Below are 21,015 nucleotides of genomic sequence, written 5' to 3' on the forward strand. Positions count from 1 at the left end.
TCATCCGGCTGCTGGCGCTGGTCTTGGTGAAGTACGTCCCGGAGCAGCGGGGCGCGTGGTAGGGCGTGTGGTGCCGATTCTGGGTTCCCCTGGCTGTGCGGCGCTGAAGCGCCGCGTCGTGGAGCCCGCGGCAGGCTGTTCACCATGACGCCAATATAGGTGGTAGCGACGTAGGTGCAATGTAGGTCGCCTGGAGCGACCTGCTATCGAACATTGAGTGCATCGTGTTCCTGTCACGTTGAGGTATGTCGCAGGAGTCGCCACGGCCCTGGCCGTGCCCGGGATTACGGAGCGTTCCATACCGCGTGGCGACTGCCGCTAGCGTTTACCCTAGGATTAACGCTGCCGAAACCGGCTCTTTCTCAAATGAGAATTGTGATGCGTTGACTGCGAGGGCACACTCTGTGAAACAGCAGGTGACCTCTTGCCCGGACGGCGGAGTCGCCTGTATGACGCAGAGGCAAATACCCCAGGACCTCAGCCGACAAGACTAGGAGACAGACATGTTGCCCTTCAAAAAAACGCTTTGCTTCGGCTTGCTTTCCGTGGCTGCCTGGAGCCTCTCGGCTTCAGCGGCAAATCTCGCCATTGGCGCGCTATTTCCCATGAGCGGGCCAAACGCCACCTATGGCGATGTGTTCGGCTCTGGGGTCAATCTCGCCGTGGAGCACATCAATGAAGACAAGATGATCGACGGAGTCCTGTCGGTTCAGTATGAAGACAGCCAGGCGCTGCCGCAACAGGGTGTCATCGGCATGAACAAGCTAGTGAACGTTGCCAAGGTGCCCTATGTGCTGTCCGCGTTCACGGGGGTTTCCAAGGCCATTTCCACCACGGCAGCACGTACTAAGACCGTTGCAGTCAACGGTGGCGGGGTTGGTCCGGATCTCGCAGACCTGGGGCCTTATTTCTGGAACATCATCCCCTTGGCCAATGATGAGGTTCGGGCGGTGCTGCCTTACCTGGTCAAGGAGCGCGGGATGAAGCGCTTCGTCCTGGTCTATGTGGATGATCCGCTGGGCGCTGGGATTCGTAAGGAACTGACGGATACGCTGCCCAAGGTTGGTGGCGAACTGATCGAGGCTCTGTCAGTGCCTGCGACGGCTCAGCAGTTCAGCGGCATTGCCGCCCGCGTGCGTTCGGCAAACCCGGATGTGATCTACATCGCGTCCTATGGCGCTCAGCAGTCCCAGATCGTCAAGCAGTTTCGCGACAATGGCATCAAGCAGCAGTTGGTGAGCTACACCGCCTTTTCAGTGCCGGAGATCAACGCGCTTCCGGAAGCTAAGGGCGCTCTGTACACCAGTCAGAATATCGACTGGAATTCTCAGGACCCCGTCACCAAGCGCTTTGTGGACGACTACCGGAAGAAATACGGCAAGATGCCGACGGCGTACATCGCCAATTACTACAACGCGGTACGGCTGTTCGGCCTGTTGGCCCATGAACTCGAACAGCAGGGTAAGCCTGTGACTGGCGAAAATCTGCTGGCTCAGCGCCTGAAGGACAAATCTTTTGAGCTGGTGGGTGGACAGGTCACTTTTACGGAAAACGGAACGGTCATCAGCCCGATGCAGGTCAACGAGATCGACGGCGCTGGCGGCAAGGTGGTGTCGGTTGTTGCTGAGTAATCGGGAGGGCGGACCGACATGCTGCTATTTCAATTGTTGATCAATGGCGTGCAGGTCGGTGCCCTGTATGCTCTGATCGCCGTAGGATTCTCGCTGATCTTTGGTTCGACCAAGATATTCCATTTTGCTCATGGCGCGACCTTCACTATCGCGGCGTATATCTTCTATTACCTGTATTCCATCCTTCAACTGCATTGGGTAGTGAGCGTGGTGGTCGCGACTGCTGCTGTGGTCGTGTTTGGGGTTTCTCTTGATCGCTGGGTCTATGCGCCGATCCAGCGGCATGAGGGCTCCTTTTTCACAGTTTTCGTGGCTTCGCTAGGCATAGGCATCATCGTCCAGAACTTGATCGGGATGATCTTCGGACGTGGATTTGTCTCAGTCACATCACCCTTGTCGCGCAGCGTGGAGATCCTTCCGAATCTTTATGTGGCCCCGTTGTCCGGCATCGCGATCCTGTGTGCGTTTGTATTCTTTTTTGCCCTGCAGGCATTTCTCATGCGCACCCATGTCGGTATGGGCTTAAGGGCGCTGTCCGAGAATCCCGATCTGGTCCGTGTCTATGGGCTCAGTCCGCGCCGTCTGTCGATGGTGGTGTTCGCATTGGGGTCCTTGCTGGTGGTTCCCGCCGCTGTCCTCAGTGCCAGTAGCTCGGGGTTGAACCCTGCCATTGGGCATCACGTCATGCTGATCAGCTTGGCCGCCACTATCGTGGGCGGTGTGGGCAGCTTGCGCGGTGCGGCCTATGCCGGTCTGTTGCTCGGCGTCACCGAGAATCTCGCCCTGATGTACCTGGAACCCCAATGGAGCGAAGCCGTCACCTTTGTCGTGCTGTTCCTGTTCATTCTTTTCCGGCCGTCCGGCTTTTTCGGCCGCGCCATCGCTTCGTGAGGAATTGGGCATATGACAGCTTACATCCTGAACCTCATCACGCTGATCAGCATCAACGCGGTGCTGGCGATCACACTCAATTTCATCATGGGGTATGCCGGCATCTTTTCCATGGCGCATGCGATATTTTTCGGCGTCGGGGCTTATACGGCCGCCTATTTTGCGTTGCATTTCAGTTCCTCGTTCTTTCTGGCCGTTCCGGTTGCCATGGTGGTGGCAGCGGTCCTGTCGCTGGTGCTGGCATTGCCGGCCTTGCGGGTAAGGGGTGAGTATTTCGTCGCGGCTTCGCTTGGACTTCAGGTCCTGGGGGTCACGATATTTGCCGAATGGAAATCCTTTACGGGTGGGCTAGGCGGAGTTATCGGTATTCCTCCTGTTGAGCTGTTTGGCTTCGTGGTCGTTGACCCTGCCTATTTTGTGTTGCTGTCCGTAGGCTGCCTGATGATGGTGCTGCTGATCACCAATGTCCTGCTGCGTTCCAGCTTTGGTCGCAACCTCAAGGCGATCCGTGATAGCGAGTCGGCCTCCCATGCATTTGGCAAGAATGTCGCGGTCATCAAGACGCTGTCGGTCATGATTTCCTCCGCGCTGGCAGCCATTGCGGGTGCCCTCTACGCCTTTTACCTGGGATTCATCAACGTCGAGAGCTTTACCCTGGATACATCAGTCCTTTTGATGGCGATGGTCATCATCGGTGGCACAGGAACCTTGCTGGGGCCGGTCGTAGGGACCGTATTGCTCATGCTGTTGCCCAGTCTCTTCAGCTACATGTGGTTCCTGCCTTCGTCGGAGATCGGCGCAATCCAGCAGATTGCCTACGGTGCGGCCATGGTGCTGCTCATGATATTTCGTCCGGGCGGGATCGTCGGGCCCTGGGGTGGCAAAGGAAAAGCACAATGAACGCACCCACGCATGATGTCCTGCTGCGGATTTCCAGTCTGCAGAAAAATTTCGGCGGCTTGAAGGTCACCAATAATGTGTCGCTCGATCTCCGCGCCGGAATCGTCACGACGCTGGTGGGCCCGAACGGCGCGGGCAAGACCACGCTGTTCAACCTGATCACCGGCCATCTGACGCCCACCGCCGGAGACATCGTCTGGAAGGGTGAATCGATCGTCGGCCAGGCGCACTGGAAGATCGCACGCAAGGGCATCTCCCGAACCTTCCAGGACCTGCGCCTGTTCGATCAGATGACCGTCGAGGAGAACGTGCGCACCGTGATGGAACCCGCGTCCTGGATATGGCAGCCGGGCGGCCAGGTGGGCAAGAAGGCCCGCGAAGAACGTGTGCGCCACATTCTGGAAAGAACCCGCTTGTCCGGCAAGGCCAAGGTCCGGGCCATTGATCTGGCTTATGCGGAGCGCAAGTTTCTCAGCATGGCGCGGATCATGGCGGCGGACGCGAAGCTGTGGCTCCTGGATGAGCCAGCCTCGGGCCTGGATCGCGGCTCGTATGAGCTTTTCCTGGAACTCCTGCGAAGCGAAGTCAGCCACGGGGTGACCGTCTGCATCATCGAGCACAACCTGGACATCGTCATCGGAATTTCCGATCGTATCGCCTTTCTGGACCAGGGCACCTTGCTGTCCGAGGGGGATCCCGAAGTGATCCTGAAAGACCCACACCTGGCGGCGATCTACTTTGGAGAGCAAGTGGCATGAACGGGAGTGTGCTCAGAACCGAAGGCCTGGTCGTTGGCTATGGGGGGCGGCCGGTCTTGAACGATTTCAATTTTGAACTGCGGACGAACGAGGTCCTCTGCCTGATCGGTCACAACGGCGCGGGCAAGTCGACGCTGCTCAAGTCCCTGTTCGGGCTGGTGGCGCGTCAGGCCGGTCAGATATACCTGGATGGAAAGCCGCAAGACATCCTGGAACCTCGGGTACTCACCGCAGCCGGGTTGTCGCTTGTCCCCGAGGGCCGGGGCGTCTTTCCTGGCCTGACAGTCGCCGAGACCATGAAAATGGGTCTGTGGGCCGCTCGTGTCCCCAAGGCCGAGCGTGCGGAGCGCCTGGATTGGGTCATGACGATATTGCCCGCCATGGGCAAGTTCTTTCACCAGAGAACGGGCACGCTCTCGGGCGGACAGCAGCAGATTGTGTCGATCGCGCGTTCCCTGCTGAGCCGCCCGCGTTGCCTGCTGATGGACGAGCCCTCGATCGGTCTCGCGCCGAAGCTGTTCCAGGATCTTCTCGGCCCTATTCGCGAGCTGCAATCCAGAAGCGGCATGTCGATCCTGCTGGTCGAGCAGAACGTCAAAGAGGCGCTGAAGATCTCCGACCGCGTGGTCGTGATGAAGTCGGGGGCCATCATCGCCGAGGCCTTGCCCAGCGACTTGGATGACAACGCGAAACTGATGGAGCTGTACTAGGACATGTCAAGCTTGCAGACTCTGGAGGCCCTTCTGGCGGAGCAGTTGATCCGCCAGCCGGACGCCGTCGCGCTGATCGAGGAAGACCGCCGGATCACCTACCAGGAGTTCGACCGGTTGTGCGACGGCACGGCATCCTGGCTTGCGGCGCAGGGTATCGGCCGGGGTGATCGGGTTGCCGTCTGGCTGGTCAACCGCCTGGAATGGCTGGCTTTGCTTTTCGCGTCGGGGCGGCTCGGCGCCACGCTGGTGGCCGTCAATACCCGTTACCGGGCGCATGAGCTCCAGTACATTCTGGAAAAGTCCCAGGCCCGCCTGCTGGTGCTTGAACTCAACTTCCGCAAGATCGACTTTCCCGGCATTCTTGCCGATGTGAGCCGGGACGCGGTCCGTGCGCTGGAGCGGGTCGCCGTGTTGAACCCGGGGCCGCAGGCCCTGCCGGACACGATCTTGGGCAGGCCCACCGTGGCGTTCAGCCTGGACGATTTGCCGTCCGGCGAAACCGGGTCCGGCGGGAGCGCCGACGCGCTCAGCATCCTCTTCACCACCTCCGGGACGACCAGCGGCCCTAAGCTGGTCATGCACACCCAAGGCACGATCACCACGCACAGCCGGCGCGTGGCGCAGGCCTACCAGTTCTTGGAGGACGGCGTCTGCCTGTTGGCCGCCTTGCCGCTGTGCGGGGTGTTTGGCTTCAATGCGGTGCTCGGCGCGTTCGCGGCCGGCAAGCCGGTCGTGCTGATGGACGTCTTTGATGGCGAGAAGGCCGCGCATCTGATCGGGCTCCACCGAGTGACTCACGTGTTCGGCAGCGACGAGGTGTTCCGCAGGATCTCGGATCACGGTGTCGGCGATCATCCCTTTCCCTCGTTGCGGGTCTGCGGTTTTGCCGCCTTTCAGCCGGGGATCGAGACATTCGGCCGGATCGCCTGGCAGCGGGGCATTCCCCTGTATGGACTGTACGGATCCAGTGAGGTCCAGGCCCTGTTTTCGCTGAACCGGCCGGATGGCGACTTCCAGGACAGGCTGAAAGGCGGCGGGTTGCCGGCCAGCCCGACGGCTCAGGTCCGGATCCGCGATGTGGATACCGGCCGGATCCAGCCGGCGGGGCGGAGCGGCATGATCGAGATCCGTTCCGATACGAATTTCATCGGCTACCTGGACAATCCGGAAGCGACGGCCAAGGCCATCACGCCGGATGGCTATTTCATGACAGGTGACGTCGGTTATCTGCGCGATGACGGAGGCTTCGTCTACCAGACCCGGCAGGGAGACGCCATGCGTCTGGCGGGGTATCTGGTGGACCCCGTGGAAATCGAAAACGCCCTGAAGGACATTCCGGGTATCGACAACGCCCAGGTGGTCGAACTGTTGCAAGGGGGCCGAGCCGCCTGCGCGGCGTTCGTCATCCTGGCGCCGGGGGCCGGGTTGGATGAAGCCAAGGTCAAAGCGGCACTGGGCAGCACGCTGGCGGCGTTCAAGATCCCCGTGCGTGTCTGGCCGATCGCCGAGTATCCCTCCACCCAGAGTGCCAATGGCGTCAAGATCCAGCGCGCCAAACTGCGCGACATGGCGATGCAAAAAATGAAGGACGTATCATGAAGACATACTATCTCGAAGACTTCCAGGCCGATCAGGTCTTTGAAAGTGGCGGGCGGACAATCACGGAAGCCGACCTGACCTTCTTTTCCATGCTCTCGGGCGACTGGAACCCCGTGCATGCGGATGCCGAGGCCGCGCGGAGCACGCGCTTCGGGCAGCGGGTGGTCCATGGTGTCCTGGGAATGGCCATCAGCACCGGCATGCTGCATGACATTGGTGTCTTCCAGGATTCGGTCATCGCCATGATGGGCTTCCGGAACTGGAATTTCCTGGCGCCGCTGTTCGTCAACGATACCGTCCACCTGAAATTGACCATCCTCTCGGTGGAGCCCGGAAAGAGCGGCCGGAGCGGAAAACTGGGCCGGCGCTTCCAGCTGATCAACCAGAGGGATGAGGTCGTTCAGGAGGGTGAGAGCGACGTTCTGGTGCTGACCCGGCAGGCCCTGGGGGGTGCGGCCGCCTCCTCGCCGCGGCCATGAGCGGGCCGGGAGAACACAGGCTCTGGTCCATGCTCGCGGCCAGGGCGGCGCATGCGCCGGACGCGACAGCCTTCATCGCCGAGAGCCGCGAGATCAGCCGCGCGGAATTCCTCGGCCTCTGCGCCCGTGCCGCGAGCTGGCTGACGGAGCAGGGCGTGGTTCCGGGCGATCGGGTGGCCATCTGGATGGTCAACAGGCTGGAATGGCTGGCGCTGTTCTTCGCGACGCTGAAGCTGGGGGCCATTCTGGTGCCTGTCAACACACGGTACCGGGCCGAGGAAGTCTCCTATATCCTGAAGAAAAGCGGCGCCAGCCTGCTGTGCCTGCAGTCCGGCTTTCGCAAGATCGATTTTGCCGACATCCTGCGCCGAGTGGATGGCGGCGAGCTGCCTCGGTTGAAAACGCTCGCGGTGCTCGATGCGGTCAAACCGATGGATCGCATCCTGCGGCGAACGACGGTCGAGCTGGCGATCCAGGACAGTGTTCCGGATACTCGGGAGGACACCTCGGATCCGGAAGCACCGGCCATCATCTTCACCACCTCCGGGACCACCCGGGGGCCCAAGCTGGTCATGCATCCGCAACGCACCTTGCGGGACCATGCGGAGCGCTGCGTGTCGGCCTACCAGTTGAACGCCCCCGGGACCGTGGTGCTCGCCATGCTGCCGTTTTGCGGCGTGTTCGGCCTGAACGTCGTGCTGGCGGCGCTGGCGGCCGGCGTCCCCGCGGTCCTGGTGGATGCCTTCGATGGGCCGGTCGTTGCCAGCCTCATGAATCGGTATCGCGTGACGCATACCTATGGCAGTGACGAGATGGTGCATCGTCTTGCCGAGGCCCTGCCCGGCCATGATCCCTTCCCGGCCCTGCGTTTCTTCGGTTTCGGGGCCTTCAATTCCAGCTTCGGCGACTCTGCGCGCCAGGCTTGGGAACGACGGATTCCTTTGTACGGCCTGTATGGCTCCAGCGAGGTGCTGGCGATCTTTGCCGCACAGAAGGCGGGATTGCCGGTCCCGGAATGCATCAAGGGGGGGGGCTATCCCGTCGCCGGGCGGGATGCCAGTGTCCGCGTGAGGGACATTGATACGGGCCGCTTGCTGTCTCCGGGCGAGGTGGGCGAACTGGAAATCAGGGGGCCGAGCAATTTCATCGGCTATTACCAGGATGCGGATGCGACAGCGCGGGCGGTGGACGGCGAGGGCTATTTCAAGACAGGCGATCTCGGACATCTGCGCGCGGACGGCTCTTTTGTCTATCAGTCGCGCCAAGGGGATGTCATCCGGCTGGGCGGGTTCCTGGTCAATCCGCTGGAGATCGAGGAAGCCATCAAGCAGATAGATGGAGTGGCCGATGCTCAGGTCGCCGCCATCGACATCCAGGGCACGAACCGGGTCGTGGCGTTCGTGATCGAGCGGCCGCGGGCCGGCTTGTCCGAGGCGTCATTGATCGATCAGATCGCCTTGCGGGTTGCCGCCTTCAAGGTCCCCGCCCGCATCGCATTCGTGAGCCGCTATCCCGTGACGGAAAGCTCCAACGGCGTCAAGACCCAGCGCGCCAAGCTGCGGGACATGGCCAGGGCACTGGTCGGCGAATCCACCCATTAGGCCTACAGGAAACCTATGCACGCAAACAGAATTCCTCCCGTGTTGCGGAACCTCACCTTGCCGGTGATCTCCGCGCCGATGTTCACCGTGAGCTATCCCGAACTCGTGCTGGCCCAATGCAAGGCGGGCATCGTGGGTTCCTTTCCCGCGCTGAACGCCCGTCAGCCCGAGCTGCTGGACGAGTGGCTGGGCCAGATGAAATCGGAACTCGCCGCTTACCGCGCGTCCAATCCCGATGCCATCGTGGGGCCGATGGCGGTTAACCAGATCGCCCATGCGTCGAATGTCCGGCTGGAGCGCGATGTGGCCACCTGCGTGCGGCACCAAGTCCCTATCCTGATCACCTCGCTGCGGGCGCCGGTGCGGGAAATCATCGATGAAGTCCATGCCTATGGCGGCATCATCCTGCACGACGTCATCAGCCTGCGGCATGCGCAGAAGGCGATTGATGCCGGCGTGGATGGCCTGATCCTGGTCGCGGCCGGGGCGGGAGGACATGCGGGCACCCTGTCCCCGTTCGCGCTGGTGGGCGAGGTGCGCAAGCGCTTTGACGGCCCCATCGTGCTTTCCGGGGCCATCGTGTCCGGTGGCGGCATCCTGGCTGCCCAGGCCATGGGTGCCGACTTCGCCTATGTGGGCACGCGCTTCATCGCCAGCCGCGAGGCAAACGCCAGTGTGGAATACAAACAGGCCCTGCTGAATGCCACGGCCGCCGATATCGTCTACAGCAGCTATTTTTCCGGGGTGCACGGCAACTATGTGCGCGAGAGCATCGTCCGCGCCGGCCTGGACCCGGATCATCTGGATGAGTTGGCTGCGCCCAAGATGAGTTTTGCGGACGGCCGCTCGAAGGCCAAGGCGTGGAAGGACATCTGGGGTGCGGGGCAGGGGGTCGGACAGATTGATGATTTGTCGGGTGTGGACGAGATCGTGCGTCGCTTGAAGCTAGGTTATCAGGCGGCTCGCGAGCGTCTGGCGCTTTGAGTTTTTCACTGAGCGGGCGATGGATGCGCGCGACAAGGAGGATGTTCCATGATGACAAGAAAACTGCTGATTTCCGGTGCCATCGCCTTGACGGCATGGAGTGCCGGCGCTTCCGCCGACATCACGATTGGCGCGCTGTTTCCGATGAGCGGGCCGAATGCCGTCTATAACGACATCTTTGGATCGGGCAGTAATCTTGCCGTGAAGCATATCAACGAGGACAAGTTCCTGGATCAGCCGCTGGCCATCCAGTACGAGGACAGCCAGGCCTTGCCGCAACAGGGCGTCATCGGCATGAACAAGCTGGTGAACGTCCATCGGGTGTCCTACGTGATGTCGGCCTTCACCGGTGTCTCGAAGGCGATTTCCACGATCGGGGCCCGGACGAAGACGGTCGCGATCAACGGCGGCGGGGTGGGCCCCGATCTGGCGGAGCTGGGCCCTTATTTCTGGAACATCATTCCCCTGGCCAATTACGAAGTGAAGGCGATCCTGCCCTACCTGATCCAGGAGCGCGGAGCCAAGCGCTTTGTGCTGGTCTACGTGGATGACCCGCTCGGTGCCGCCATCAAGAAGGAAATGCAGGAGGGGCTTGGCCAGGAGGGGACGGCGCTCGTCGACGCGTTCTCCGTGCCCGCGTCGGCGCAGCAATTCAGCGGCATCGCCGCGCGGGTGCGCGCCGCCAGGCCGGATGTCGTCTATATCGCCTCATATGGGACCCAGCAGGCCCAGATCATCAAACAGTTCCGTGACAATGGCGTCACGCAGCAACTGGCGAGCTACAGCGCGCTTTCGATTCCCGAGATCCATTCCATGCCCGAGGCGAAAGGCACGCTCTACACCAGCCAGAGCATCGACTGGCAATCGAATGATCCGGTGACCCGCCGCTTCGTGGATGATTACAAGGCGGCCCACAACAAGCTGCCGTCGACCTATACCGCCAACTATTACAACGCGGTGCGGCTGTTCGGATTGCTTGCCGGTGAGTTGCAGAAGCGGGGTAAGAGCATCACCGGGGAAAATTTGCTGGCGCAGCGGATGGAGACCCGGGAGTTCGACATGGTCGGCGGCTCGGTCACCTTCAATGAGAACGGTACCGTGATCAGCGCCATGCAGATCAATGAAGTCGATGGAAACGGCGGCCGGGTCGTGAAAGTGCTGGCCGAATGATCCAGGGTCAGGGCTGAAGAGCGGGGCGCAGGCCGGCGACACCATGGCTCAGGACGATCACGTCCCGCTCTTTGACCCGTACCTGGAACTGGGCGAGATCCGGCCGGCTGCGCCAGAATTCAACCCGCAGGGTTTCTCCGGGCAGGACGGGTGCGGAGAACCGGCCGTGCAGGTAGGCCAGGCGCTCTTCATCGCCGTCGCAAAGCGTGCGGACCAGGGCCTGAGTGGCGTAGGCATAGGTGCACAAGCCGTGCAGGATCGGGCGTGAAAACCCTGCGGATGCCGCCACGGCCGGGTCCGCGTGGAGCGGATTGCGATCGCCGTTCAGACGGTACAGGAGTGCTCCTTGGGGTAGTGTGGTCAGCTCGCAGCAATCGTCCGCCTGCGTGCCGGGCACCTTGGGCAGGGGTTCCAGCGGAGGATCGCTGTGACCAAAGCCGCCGTCCGCGCGGCAGAATGTGACCTGCTGCAGCGTGGCCAGCAGCGTGCCGGCGGCGGCATCATGGATCGTGCGCTCGGTCACGACCAGCGCGCCTTTGTCCGCGCCTTTGTCGATCACATGTGTGATCCGGCTGCGGCCTGTCACTTCGCCCCGGGAGGGGAAGCGCGCGTGGTAGTGGATGCGCTGTTCGCCATGCACCACATGAGTCCAGGTGACTCCGGTGCGTGGGTCTTTCATCCAGAAGCCTGGGTATCCCAGCACCGCGGCCATGGAAGGAAAGACACGCAGGCCGTCTTCGTAGACATAGCGCAGTTGCCGAGGGTCCAGAGGGTCCGCGCCCAGGCCGATGCCGAGAGCGTAGAGGATGACGTCGCGCTCGTCGTAACGTTGGCGGAGATCATCGAAGTGCCAGTTTCGGATCAGGTCGTAATCGAGCGGCATGGCGTTTCCTAGATGGGATCCCAGCTGACGACTTCCGGGGAGCGTTCGAGTTTGTAGAAACTGTTCCGCATGGCCGGAATGGCGATGGACGCGACGGTTTCCGGCGTCCAGCCGTCGGACATGTGCACGGAACGCACGGGGCGCGGCTGGCTGAACAACATGATCTCGTTGGCGCGCACGGAGAATATCTGGGCCGTGACTTCGCGTGCGGCGTCGCTGCCGAGGTAGACGACCAGCGGCGCGATCTTGTCGGCTTCCATTTTCTGAAGTTTCTGGACGCGCTCTTTTTCTTCCGGCGTGTTGGCGGGAATCGAGCTGGTCATGCTGGTCCAGGCAAAGGGCGCGATGCAGTTGGACCGGACGTTGAAGCGCGCCATGTCGAGCGCAATGGATTTCGAGAGCCCGACGATGCCCATTTTGGCCGCGGCATAGTTGGCCTGGCCAAAGTTGCCGATCAGGCCCGACGTGGACGTCATGTGGATGAAGGCGCCGGACGACTGCTGCCGGAAGAAGGCCGCGGCGGCGCTGCTGACGAAGAATGTGCCGTTCAGGTGGACATCCAGGACCTGAGACCACTCTTCTTCCGACATCTTGTGGAACAGGCGGTCCCGCAGATTCCCCGCGTTGTTGACCACGATATCGATCTGGCCGAAGGTGTCCACGGCCGCCTGGATGATCTTCCGGGCGGAATCATGACCGGAGACGCTGTCGGTGCTGGCGATGGCCTGTCCTCCAGCCGCCCTGATCTCGTTGACCACGGCTTGCGCATGGGCCTCGCTGATGTCGTTGACGACGACGCGGCCGCCCGCGGCCGCCAGGCCCAATGCGGTGCCTCGACCAATGCCGCCGCCGGCGCCCGTCACCACCGCGACCTTGCCCTGTATCAAACCGCTCATGGAAACCTCCTCTGGATCCTGTTGTTGGCATGCGATTCACAATAGAGAAAAAGCGGGCCAGCCTCAACTTCGAATTTTGGAAGCAGGCATTAATCAATGGTGAAGCGTGGCCTTGCGGCCAGGCGTGCTCGCGCGGCCGTGACGGTGCGGCGTGCGCTCAGGATCCGGAGAACCGCGGTTGCCGCTTTTCCGCAAACGCCCGGACGCCCTCGCGGTAGTCCGCGCTCAGTCCCAGCGATTTCTGCAGCGCGGCCTCCAGGTCCAACTGCTCGGTCAGCGTGTTTCCCGTGGCGGCCTGCAGCGCCTGTTTGGTGGCTGCGTAGGCGCGCGTGGGGCCGTGCGCCAGCCGCGTGTGGACGGCTTCCATGGTGGCCTCCAGCTCCTCGTCGGGCAGGCAGCGCCAGATCAGGCCCCATCGTTCCGCGGTCTCCGCTGATATGGGCTCCGCGAACAGGGCCGCGCCCATCGCGCGCTGAGCGCCCACCAGCCGGGGCAAGGCATGTGTGGCGCCCGCGTCCGGCAGCAGACCGATCCGGGTGAAGGCCTGGATGAAGCGCGCCGAACGCACGGCATAGACCAGGTCGCAGGCCAGTGCCAGACTGACGCCCGCTCCCGCCGCGACTCCGTTGACAAAGCAAATGACGGGTGCCGGTAGCGCCTTGAGCCGCAGGATGAGGGGTTCGTAGTTCTGTTTCAGGCCGACGGAGAGATCACGGACCTGCCCCTCGGGCAGCGCCGGGCGTTCGCTCAGGTCCTGTCCCGCGCAGAATCCCCGGCCCGTCCCCGTGATCAGCAGTCCGCGCAGTTCCTCTTTTGATGCCAGGAAGTCCAGGACGGTCCGGAGATCCTCATGCATGATCTCCGTCAGGCTGTTCAGGTGGTCGGGCCGTGCCAGTTCGATGCGACCTACGCCCTCGCGGTAGGAAAACCGGATGTGCCGGTAATGGTGATCCATGTCCGAGTCCTTTCTTAGCCAGGTCGAAACGCTCATTTAAGCAAATCAAAATTCCCGCGGCTCTCGTTTTGCTGAACACTTGACTTGGCAAAACGGAAGTCGGCCACCCATTTGCCGGTGAGCCGTGACAGACAGGGAGACTTATGCCTGAGTACATTCAACGCCTCGAGAATCCTCGGCCGTCCGATGTCGGTGCGGACCTGTACTACAGGACGCAGCTTGATCAGGGCAATTTCAGGATCCAGCGTTGCCTGGCCTGCGAACGCAGCATCTTTTACCCCCGGATGATTTGCCCCCACTGCGGCGGTGATCGTCTGCAGTGGTTCCAGCCTTCCGGTCGTGGCATGGTCTATTCGACGACGGTGGTGCGCCGTAAGGCCGAGCACGGCGGGGATTACAACGTCGCGCTCATCGACCTCGAGGAAGGCGTGCGGATGATGAGCCGTGTGGAGGGTATCGAGCCGGATCGGGTGGCCATCGGCATGGAGGTGCGATCCAGGGTCGTCGAGGGCGAGAGCGGCAAGCTGGTCGTGTTCAACCCCACCGAGGAATTATCATGATCGATCGACGACTCAGGGGCGCGACCGCCATCGTCGGTGTGGGCCAGGCCGGCCTGGGCTTTGCCACGGGTTATACGGAAATGGAAATCCTGGTCCAGGCCGCCCATCGTGCCGTCAGCGATGCCGGGTTGAGCATGCAGGACATTGACGGCATCTGCACCGCCAGCGTGGCGGCCACCATGTGGGCGATGCCGGTAATCGAGCATCTCGGGATCCGCCCGATGTTCATCGACAGCACCATGCTGGGTGGCTCCAGCTTCGTCGCGCATCTGCTGCCCGCCATTCAGGCGCTGGAGTCCGGTCAGTGCAATGCCGTGCTGGTGTGCTACGGCAGCACGCAGCGCACGTCCACGCTAAGTCGCGCGGAGATCGGGCGGGTGCGCAAGTGGCTGGATCCACAACCTTACGAAACACCATACGATCCGCTCAATCCGCTGAGCTCCTACGCCCTGGCCGCGGCGCGGCACATGCATCAGTACGGCACCACGCGAGAGCAGCTTGCCGAAGTCGCGGTGGCTGCGCGCCGCTGGGCGCAGCTGAATCCCGAAGCCTTGGCGCGCGACCCGCTGAGCCTCGAGGATGTGTTGTCCGCCCGGATGGTCTCGGACCCGCTGACGGTGCGCGACTGCTGTCTCGTCAACGACGGAGCCGGGGCCTATGTGCTGGTCCGGGCCGATCGTGCCCGTTCCCTGAGACGCAAGCCGGTGTATGTGCTGGGCAACTCCACGGCGGTCTGGAACCGCCAGATTTCCTCGATGGAGGACCTGACGGTCACGGCGGCCCGGCAGTCGGGCCGGATTGCATTCGAGATGGCCGGCGTGCGGCCCGCCGACATCGACGTGGTCGAGGTCTACGATGCCTTCAGCATCAATACGATCCTGTTCCTGGAGGACCTTGGCTTTTGCGCCAAGGGGGAAGGGGGCGAGTTCGTCAGCCAGGGCGGAATCGGCCCCGGAGGCCACCTGCCGGTGAACACCAATGGCGGCGGGCTCTCCTGCGTGCATCCGGGCATGTACGGGATCTTCATCATGATCGAGGCCGTGCGGCAGTTGCGGGGCGTGTGTGGCGAGCGGCAGGTTTCCAATGCCACGCTTGCGCTGGTGAATGGCAACGGCGGCACCTTGTCGAGCCAGTCGACCGCCATCCTTGGCACCGAAGCGGCCTTGTAGCGCCGGAATTTTCCGATACTTGTCCATGGGGATCGTCATGCAAAAATCAGTTCCGGCCCCGTCCTTGCCGGATGCGTTTCAGGTCCTCAGGACGGCCCTTTTCGTGCCCGCCACGCGCCCTGAGCGCTTTGCCAAGGCCGGTGCCAGCGGCGCCGACGCGGTGATCATCGATCTGGAGGACGCGGTAGAGGCGTCGGCCAAGGACGCCGCCCGGGAAGCAATGTGCCAGTTCCTGCAGGGACCGGATGCAGAAAACGCCGGTCCCTGGCTGGTGCGGATCAATGGGCCGGACACAAGCTGGCATGACGCGGATCTCGCCGCCTGCCGGGGGCTGGCGCATGTCGGCGGTATCGTGCTGCCCAAGGCGGAAACGGCGGAGCAGGTGGCTCGCGTCGCGGTGGCTGGCAAGCCGGTCTTTCCCATCATCGAAAGCGCTAGGGGGCTACACGATCTGCAAGGTATCTCGGGGGCGCCCGGCATCGCCCGGCTAATCTTTGGCGCGCTGGATCTGATGCTGGACCTCGGGGTGGCGCCGGACACGCCGGCTTCGGCCGTGTTGCTCGACCATGCCCGGTGCCGCTTGCTGCTGGCCAGCCGCGTACAGGGGCTGGCGGCGCCGCTCGATGGGGTTCATGCGGATTTCTCGGATACCGCCGGTTTGGGGCGCATGGCGCGCAATGCCTGCGACATGGGCTTTGGCGGGATGCTGTGCATTCATCCGGTCCAGGTCGCGGAGGTCCACAAGGCATTCGCGCCTGCGCCGCAGGCGCTGGAGTGGGCCTCACGTGTCATGGCCGAAGTGGCTGCCGGCCGGCAGACCTTCAGCCTGGATGGCCGGATGGTGGACCAGCCGGTGATCCAGGAGGCCCGGCGGATACTCGCGCGGGCCCCTCGGGTTTCATAGGAACCAGTCGATCCTGTCGCTGTTCTCCAGACTCCAGACCTTGGAGATCAGCTGGTCGATCATCTTGGGTGTGGCCGCGCCTTGATAGGCGCCCAATCGCCGGGCCTTGTCTTCCAGTTCCGTGCGGCTGAGCGTGTTTTCCGGATCGCCCTTCGGCGTGTCCACACGGCTCGTCAGCGTCCTGCCCCGCCGGGTGGTGACGCTCACCTTTCCGATCCATCTGCGCGGATATGCCGCGTCGACCTCTGGATCCAGTCGCATCGAGACCCTTTGGCAGAAATCCCTGATGTCAGGATCGTGCAGGCCTTCGTCGAATTCCGTCAGGCCCGCGCGCTGGTGGCGCGCGATCAGGGCCAGCACCATCCCCATGGAGAATTTGGACTGGTGGACGGTGGACGGGTTGGTCACCGGGCCGAGCACGTCGATGGCCCCCTGGTGGACGTGCGCCACCACGGATTCGATGTCGCCCATGTCCAGGCCATGGGCCTGTATCACGGCCAGCAGCGCATCCGCGGCAGGGTGCGTGTGCCGGCACGAGGCATGGTATTTGAATGAGGTCTCCAGTACCGCCCAGCGGCTGCCCAGCCCGTCCGTGAGACGCGCCGGATCGCAGTCCCGCGACATGCCCGCCGCCATGCCCTGGGCGCCCTCCAGGATGTGCGACGCGCCCGTGAAGCCCTTGCCGGCCAGCCAGGCGGCCATCAGCCCATCGCTGCCCGCCTTGGCCGTATGCAGTTGCTTGGAGTCGGCCGCATCGCGCAGGAATTCCCACAGGCCAGCGGCCTGTGTGCCGGCGGAGCCCAGCGCATGCAGCATCTGCTGGCTGTCCAGGCCGAGGAGCTTGCCGGTGGCCATCGCGGCGGCCAGGGTGCCCGCGGTGCCGGTGGTGTGGAAGATCTCGTAGTGCGGCCGCCCGAGGTATTCCCCGATCCGGATGCCGGTTTCGTAGCCCACCACGGCCGCCAGCAGGAAGTCTTTGCCCGGGCATCCGAGCGTCTGGGCCATGGCCATGGCCGGCGGAAAGACCACGGCGGCCGGATGGAAGACCGAACCATTGTGCACGTCGTCCTGTTCGACCATGTGCGCCGCCGCCGCGTTGACCATCGTGGCGAACAGGGCGCTGGTTCCCTGGCGGCCGACCATGTCTTGCGCCGGACCGTTGGCCGGCCCCATGGCCCGGGCATACTGGGCGAGCGCCTGGACGGCGCGGCTGCTGGAACCGGCTAGAATAGACGCCAGGCAGTCCAGGAGCAGGTCTTCCGTGCGCTGGAGCACCGGCTCGGGGATATCATGAAACCGCAGTTCGGCGGCAAAGCGCGTCAGTTCGGCGCTGGGATGTGGCATCGTATCTCCTCGGGGACATCGGGTCTGGTACGGGCGAGCGGGTCGTGATGGCGTGCGCCCGCGCTTCATGGGCTTTTCACGGTACGACTGTGCACCTTTGCCGTGGGGCTGCCTATTTCTGTTTATTGAAGAGAGGCTTAATCAGCCTGGAGGAGCTCCGCCGATTATGGCCTCCCATTTTGATCTGACCGACATGCAGTTGCTGGTGAACGTCGCAAGCGCCCTGAGTCTCACCAAGGCGGCGGAACAGACGTTTCTGTCCCTGCCGGCCGCCAGCAATCGTGTGAAGAACCTCGAGGGCTACCTTGGGACCGCCCTGTTGTATCGTACCAGCCAGGGTGTCACGCTGACGCCCGCGGGCGAGGCTTTCGTGCGCCACGCGCGCATCGTTCTGCACCAGTTGCAGCATCTGCGTGGCGATATCCAGGAATATGCCCGGGGGGTCAAGGGGCGTGTCCGGGTCTATGCCAATACGACGGCGATGAACGAGTTCGTGCCAGCGGCGCTGGAGCGATATCTGGTGGACCACCCCGACGTCAATATCGAATTGCGCGAGCGCCTGAGCTACCAGGTCGTCAAGGCCGTCGCCGAGGGCGCGGCCGATATCGGTATCACGGCCCAAGGAAGCGGCGGCGCGGGTGTGCGGTTCCTGCCCTACCGAACGGACCGCCTAGTCTTGGTGGCTCACCGGGATCACCCGCTTGCCAAGCAGAATGCCCATAGTTTTGCCAGCGCGCTGGACTACGATTTCGTCAGCCTGGCGGAATCCAGCGCGATCCATTCGTTTTTGTTGACTGCCGCCGAGGACAACGGCCGTTTCCTGCGTTTGCGCGTGGAGGTCAGTAATTTCGAGACCTCTTGCCGACTGATCGCCGCCCAGGTGGGGATCGGGGTCATCCCCGAAACCGCCGCGCGGCGCTATGTCCAGACCCTGCCCTTGAAGATCATGTACCTGACGGACGGGTGGGCCCTGAGGCAGTTGCATATCTGCATCCAGGAGGCGGCGGAACTGCCCGTTTTTTCCCAGGAACTGGTGGATCTGCTGGTCCGGGACTCGGCCTCCGAGGCGTGTCAAGACGCGCCCGACCTTCAGATCGGATAAAGACGCGGTTTGTCAAAACCGAATTGTCAGGCTTCATGGTTTCCTTCACTCTAGACGTCAACATTGGCGACGCAGTATGTCGCGTATTGACGGGAAAGAGTGATCCATGGTCAGCAGTCAGGAGCAGTTTCAGGATATCAGGGACGCGGTCAGAGACCTGTGTTCCCAATTTGGAGATGAGTATTTTCGCCGCATCGACCACGAGCGTGGCTATCCCGCCGAGTTCGTCGATGCGTTGACGACGGCCGGTTGGCTCGCCGCGCTGATCCCCCAGGAATATGGCGGCTCGGGCCTGGGCCTGACCGAAGCTTCCGTCATCATGGAGGAAATCAACCGGGCCGGCGGCAATTCGGGCGCCTGCCATGGCCAGATGTACAACATGGGCACGATCCTGCGCCACGGTTCGGAAGCCCAGAAACGCCAGTGGCTGCCCAAGATCGCATCGGGTGAATTGCGGCTGCAGTCCATGGCGGTGACGGAACCGACGACGGGGACGGACACCACCCGGATCAAGACGACCGCCGTCAAGAAGGACGGGCGCTATGTGGTCAACGGCCAGAAGGTCTGGATCTCGCGCGTCCAGCATTCCGACCTGATGGTGCTGCTGGCGCGCACCACGCCCCTGGATCAGGTGCGCAAGAAATCCGAGGGCATGTCGATCTTCATGGTCGATCTGCGCGGCGCCATCGGCCACGGCCTGACGGTGCGTCCGATCCCGAACATGGTCAATCACGAGACCAACGAGCTGTTCTTCGAGGATCTGGAAATCCCGGAAGAAAATCTGATCGGCGAGGAAGGCAAGGGATTCAAATACATTCTGGACGGCCTGAACGCCGAGCGGACCCTGATCGCCGCGGAATGCATCGGCGACGGCTACTGGTTCGTGGATCGCGCGCGGAAATACGTCGGCGAGCGCGTCGTCTTTGGCCGCCCGATCGGCCAGAACCAAGGGGTGCAGTTCCCGATCGCGCGCGCCTACATCAACGTCGAGGCCGCGAGCCTGATGCGCTACCAAGCCTGCGCCTTGTTCGATCAGCGCCAGGACTGCGGCGCGCAGGCCAACATGGCCAAATTGCTGGCGGCCGATGCGTCCTGGGAGGCGGCCAATGCCTGCCTGCAGGCGCATGGCGGTTTCGGATTCGCGTGCGAATACGATATCGAGCGCAAGTTCCGGGAAACGCGTCTCTACCAGGTGGCGCCCATTTCGACGAACCTGATCCTGTCGTATGTCGGCCAGCACGTGCTGGGCATGCCGCGTTCGTTCTGAGGAGAACCGCCATGCTGCCGCTGCAAGGCATCACCGTCGTCACGCTGGAGCACGCCATCGCCGCGCCGTTCTGCACCCGCCAGCTGGCGGACCTGGGCGCGCGCGTCATCAAGATCGAACGGCCGGGGGTCGGCGATTTCGCGCGCGGCTATGACGAGCGCGTGCGGGGCCTGTCATCCCATTTCGTCTGGGTGAACCGCTCCAAGGAAAGCCTGGCGCTGGACATCAAGGAGCCCGCGTCCGCCGAGGTCATGGACCGCCTGCTGGAAAAGGCGGACGTGCTGGTGCAGAACCTGGCGCCGGGCGCGGCCGCCCGCCTGGGCCTGTCCCACGAGGCGCTGCGCGGGCGTTTCCCGGGGCTGATCGTCTGCGACATTTCCGGCTACGGCAATGACGGCCCCTATCGGGACAAGAAGGCCTACGACCTGCTGATCCAGAGCGAGTCCGGCTTCCTGTCGGTGACGGGCTCGGACGACGAGCCGGCCAAGGCCGGGTGCTCGATCGCCGACATCGCGGCCGGCATGTACGCCTATACGAACATCCTGGCGGCGCTGATCGAGCGCGGCCGGACGGGCCTGGGCCGGCACATCGACGTTTCCATGCTGGAAAGCATGGCGGAATGGATGTCCTACCCGATGTATTACAGCTTCGAGGGCGCGCCTCCGCCGCCGCGCAGCGGGGCGTCCCATGCCACCATCTATCCCTACGGGCCGTTCGCCGCGGGCGACGGCAAGACGGTGATCCTGGGGCTGCAGAACGAGCGTGAATGGGTCGTGTTCTGCGAACGGGTGCTGGAGCGCCCGGAACTGGCGGCCGATCCGCGCTTTTCGACCAATTCCCGCCGTTCGGCGGCGCGAGCCGAGCTGCGCGCGCTGATCCTGGAAGTCTTCTCCGGCCTGACGGCCGAGCAGGTCGTGGCGCGCCTGGACGCCGCCCGCATCGCCAACGCGCGGATGAACGACATGGCCGATCTGTGGGCGCATCCGCAGTTGCGCGCGCGCAATCGCTGGGTCGATGTCCAGAGTCCCGCCGGGCGCCTGCCCGCCCTGCTGCCGCCCGGCATCGCCCGCGCCGATCAGGTGGTCATGGGGGGGGTGCCGGCGCTGGGGGAACACACCGGACGCATCCTGGCAGAGTTGGGTCTGGGGGCCAGCCCGAATGGAGACGACGATGTCCGATCATGATCCCGCGGCCTGGATCGGCCGCACC

At 63.1% G+C, this 21,015-nt stretch carries 20 protein-coding genes; 16 read left to right on the plus strand and 4 right to left on the minus strand.

Annotated features, from left to right (window positions below):
* Window positions 1-503: 503 nt before the first annotated feature.
* Genes VDP74_RS14365 through VDP74_RS14410 form a run of 10 tightly spaced genes read left to right on the plus strand, consistent with a single transcriptional unit; the run spans window position 504 to window position 10,726 of the window.
* On the plus strand, window positions 504-1,631 hold the full coding sequence (locus VDP74_RS14365) for an ABC transporter substrate-binding protein (RefSeq protein ID WP_323000330.1): 1,128 nt from the start codon (window positions 504-506) through the stop codon (window positions 1,629-1,631).
* Between the two features lie 18 nt (window positions 1,632-1,649).
* The gene (locus VDP74_RS14370) at window positions 1,650-2,522 is read left to right on the plus strand and encodes a branched-chain amino acid ABC transporter permease (protein WP_323000331.1); all 873 of its coding nucleotides are present in this window, start codon (window positions 1,650-1,652) and stop codon (window positions 2,520-2,522) included.
* Window positions 2,523-2,534: 12 nt separating this feature from the next.
* Window positions 2,535-3,422 carry a branched-chain amino acid ABC transporter permease gene (locus VDP74_RS14375; RefSeq protein WP_323000332.1) on the plus strand — a complete coding sequence of 296 codons (888 nt, stop codon included), beginning with the start codon at window positions 2,535-2,537 and terminating at the stop codon, window positions 3,420-3,422.
* Entirely contained in the window at window positions 3,419-4,180 is a 762-nt protein-coding gene (locus tag VDP74_RS14380) for an ABC transporter ATP-binding protein (RefSeq protein ID WP_323000333.1), read from the plus strand. The genes VDP74_RS14375 and VDP74_RS14380 overlap by 4 nt, the downstream gene beginning before the upstream one ends.
* Window positions 4,177-4,890 carry an ABC transporter ATP-binding protein gene (locus tag VDP74_RS14385; RefSeq protein ID WP_323000334.1) on the plus strand — a complete coding sequence of 238 codons (714 nt, stop codon included), beginning with the start codon at window positions 4,177-4,179 and terminating at the stop codon, window positions 4,888-4,890. Before VDP74_RS14380 ends, VDP74_RS14385 begins: the two co-directional genes overlap by 4 nt.
* Before the next feature lie 3 nt (window positions 4,891-4,893).
* A complete protein-coding gene (locus tag VDP74_RS14390) occupies window positions 4,894-6,492 on the plus strand; it encodes an AMP-binding protein (RefSeq protein WP_323000335.1) in 1,599 nt (532 codons plus the stop codon).
* The gene (locus VDP74_RS14395) at window positions 6,489-6,971 is read left to right on the plus strand and encodes a MaoC/PaaZ C-terminal domain-containing protein (RefSeq protein ID WP_323000336.1); all 483 of its coding nucleotides are present in this window, start codon (window positions 6,489-6,491) and stop codon (window positions 6,969-6,971) included. The genes VDP74_RS14390 and VDP74_RS14395 overlap by 4 nt, the downstream gene beginning before the upstream one ends.
* Window positions 6,972-7,000: 29 nt before the next feature.
* On the plus strand, window positions 7,001-8,572 hold the full coding sequence (locus VDP74_RS14400) for an AMP-binding protein (RefSeq protein WP_323000337.1): 1,572 nt from the start codon (window positions 7,001-7,003) through the stop codon (window positions 8,570-8,572).
* A gap of 15 nt (window positions 8,573-8,587) precedes the next feature.
* Window positions 8,588-9,556 (plus strand): nitronate monooxygenase family protein, encoded by a 969-nt coding sequence (locus VDP74_RS14405; RefSeq protein ID WP_323000338.1) that lies wholly within the window; start codon window positions 8,588-8,590, stop codon window positions 9,554-9,556.
* A 48-nt stretch (window positions 9,557-9,604) separates the two neighbouring features.
* The gene (locus VDP74_RS14410) at window positions 9,605-10,726 is read left to right on the plus strand and encodes an ABC transporter substrate-binding protein (RefSeq protein WP_323000339.1); all 1,122 of its coding nucleotides are present in this window, start codon (window positions 9,605-9,607) and stop codon (window positions 10,724-10,726) included.
* Between the two features lie 7 nt (window positions 10,727-10,733).
* Here VDP74_RS14410 and VDP74_RS14415 read toward each other — a convergent pair whose 3' ends face one another.
* The 3 genes from VDP74_RS14415 to VDP74_RS14425 all read right to left on the minus strand — a co-directional run bounded on the left by VDP74_RS14415 (window position 10,734) and on the right by VDP74_RS14425 (window position 13,496).
* Window positions 10,734-11,609 carry a MaoC/PaaZ C-terminal domain-containing protein gene (locus tag VDP74_RS14415; protein WP_323000340.1) on the minus strand — a complete coding sequence of 292 codons (876 nt, stop codon included), beginning with the start codon at window positions 11,607-11,609 and terminating at the stop codon, window positions 10,734-10,736.
* Window positions 11,610-11,617: 8 nt separating this feature from the next.
* Complete coding sequence (locus tag VDP74_RS14420; protein ID WP_323000341.1) at window positions 11,618-12,505, minus strand: SDR family NAD(P)-dependent oxidoreductase; 888 nt, start codon at window positions 12,503-12,505, stop codon at window positions 11,618-11,620.
* A 157-nt stretch (window positions 12,506-12,662) separates the two neighbouring features.
* Window positions 12,663-13,496 carry an enoyl-CoA hydratase-related protein gene (locus VDP74_RS14425; protein WP_323000342.1) on the minus strand — a complete coding sequence of 278 codons (834 nt, stop codon included), beginning with the start codon at window positions 13,494-13,496 and terminating at the stop codon, window positions 12,663-12,665.
* A 107-nt stretch (window positions 13,497-13,603) separates the two neighbouring features.
* On the opposite strand from VDP74_RS14425, the gene VDP74_RS14430 reads away from it, so the two are divergent.
* Genes VDP74_RS14430 through VDP74_RS14440 form a run of 3 tightly spaced genes read left to right on the plus strand, consistent with a single transcriptional unit; the run spans window position 13,604 to window position 16,093 of the window.
* Entirely contained in the window at window positions 13,604-14,020 is a 417-nt protein-coding gene (locus VDP74_RS14430; RefSeq protein ID WP_323000343.1) for a Zn-ribbon domain-containing OB-fold protein, read from the plus strand.
* A complete protein-coding gene (locus tag VDP74_RS14435; protein ID WP_323000344.1) occupies window positions 14,017-15,189 on the plus strand; it encodes a thiolase in 1,173 nt (390 codons plus the stop codon). Before VDP74_RS14430 ends, VDP74_RS14435 begins: the two co-directional genes overlap by 4 nt.
* Before the next feature lie 37 nt (window positions 15,190-15,226).
* On the plus strand, window positions 15,227-16,093 hold the full coding sequence (locus VDP74_RS14440; protein WP_323000345.1) for a CoA ester lyase: 867 nt from the start codon (window positions 15,227-15,229) through the stop codon (window positions 16,091-16,093).
* On the opposite strand, the gene VDP74_RS14445 is transcribed toward VDP74_RS14440, so the two are convergent.
* Window positions 16,088-17,437 (minus strand): MmgE/PrpD family protein, encoded by a 1,350-nt coding sequence (locus VDP74_RS14445; protein ID WP_323000346.1) that lies wholly within the window; start codon window positions 17,435-17,437, stop codon window positions 16,088-16,090. The genes VDP74_RS14440 and VDP74_RS14445 overlap by 6 nt on opposite strands.
* Before the next feature lie 166 nt (window positions 17,438-17,603).
* Here VDP74_RS14445 and VDP74_RS14450 point away from each other — a divergent pair, with 166 nt between their 5' ends.
* The 3 genes from VDP74_RS14450 (at window position 17,604) to VDP74_RS14460 (ending at window position 20,990) form a co-directional block, all read left to right on the plus strand.
* A complete protein-coding gene (locus VDP74_RS14450) occupies window positions 17,604-18,539 on the plus strand; it encodes a LysR substrate-binding domain-containing protein (RefSeq protein WP_323000347.1) in 936 nt (311 codons plus the stop codon).
* 106 nt (window positions 18,540-18,645) lie between these two features.
* Window positions 18,646-19,806, plus strand: coding sequence for an acyl-CoA dehydrogenase family protein (locus VDP74_RS14455; RefSeq protein ID WP_323000348.1), 1,161 nt, complete (start codon window positions 18,646-18,648; stop codon window positions 19,804-19,806).
* 11 nt (window positions 19,807-19,817) lie between these two features.
* Window positions 19,818-20,990 carry a CaiB/BaiF CoA-transferase family protein gene (locus VDP74_RS14460; protein WP_323000349.1) on the plus strand — a complete coding sequence of 391 codons (1,173 nt, stop codon included), beginning with the start codon at window positions 19,818-19,820 and terminating at the stop codon, window positions 20,988-20,990.
* The last annotated feature ends 25 nt before the right edge of the window (window positions 20,991-21,015 follow it).

Origin of the sequence: Castellaniella sp., from assembly GCF_034674885.1 — a bacterium.
GTDB lineage: Bacteria > Pseudomonadota > Gammaproteobacteria > Burkholderiales > Burkholderiaceae_B > Castellaniella.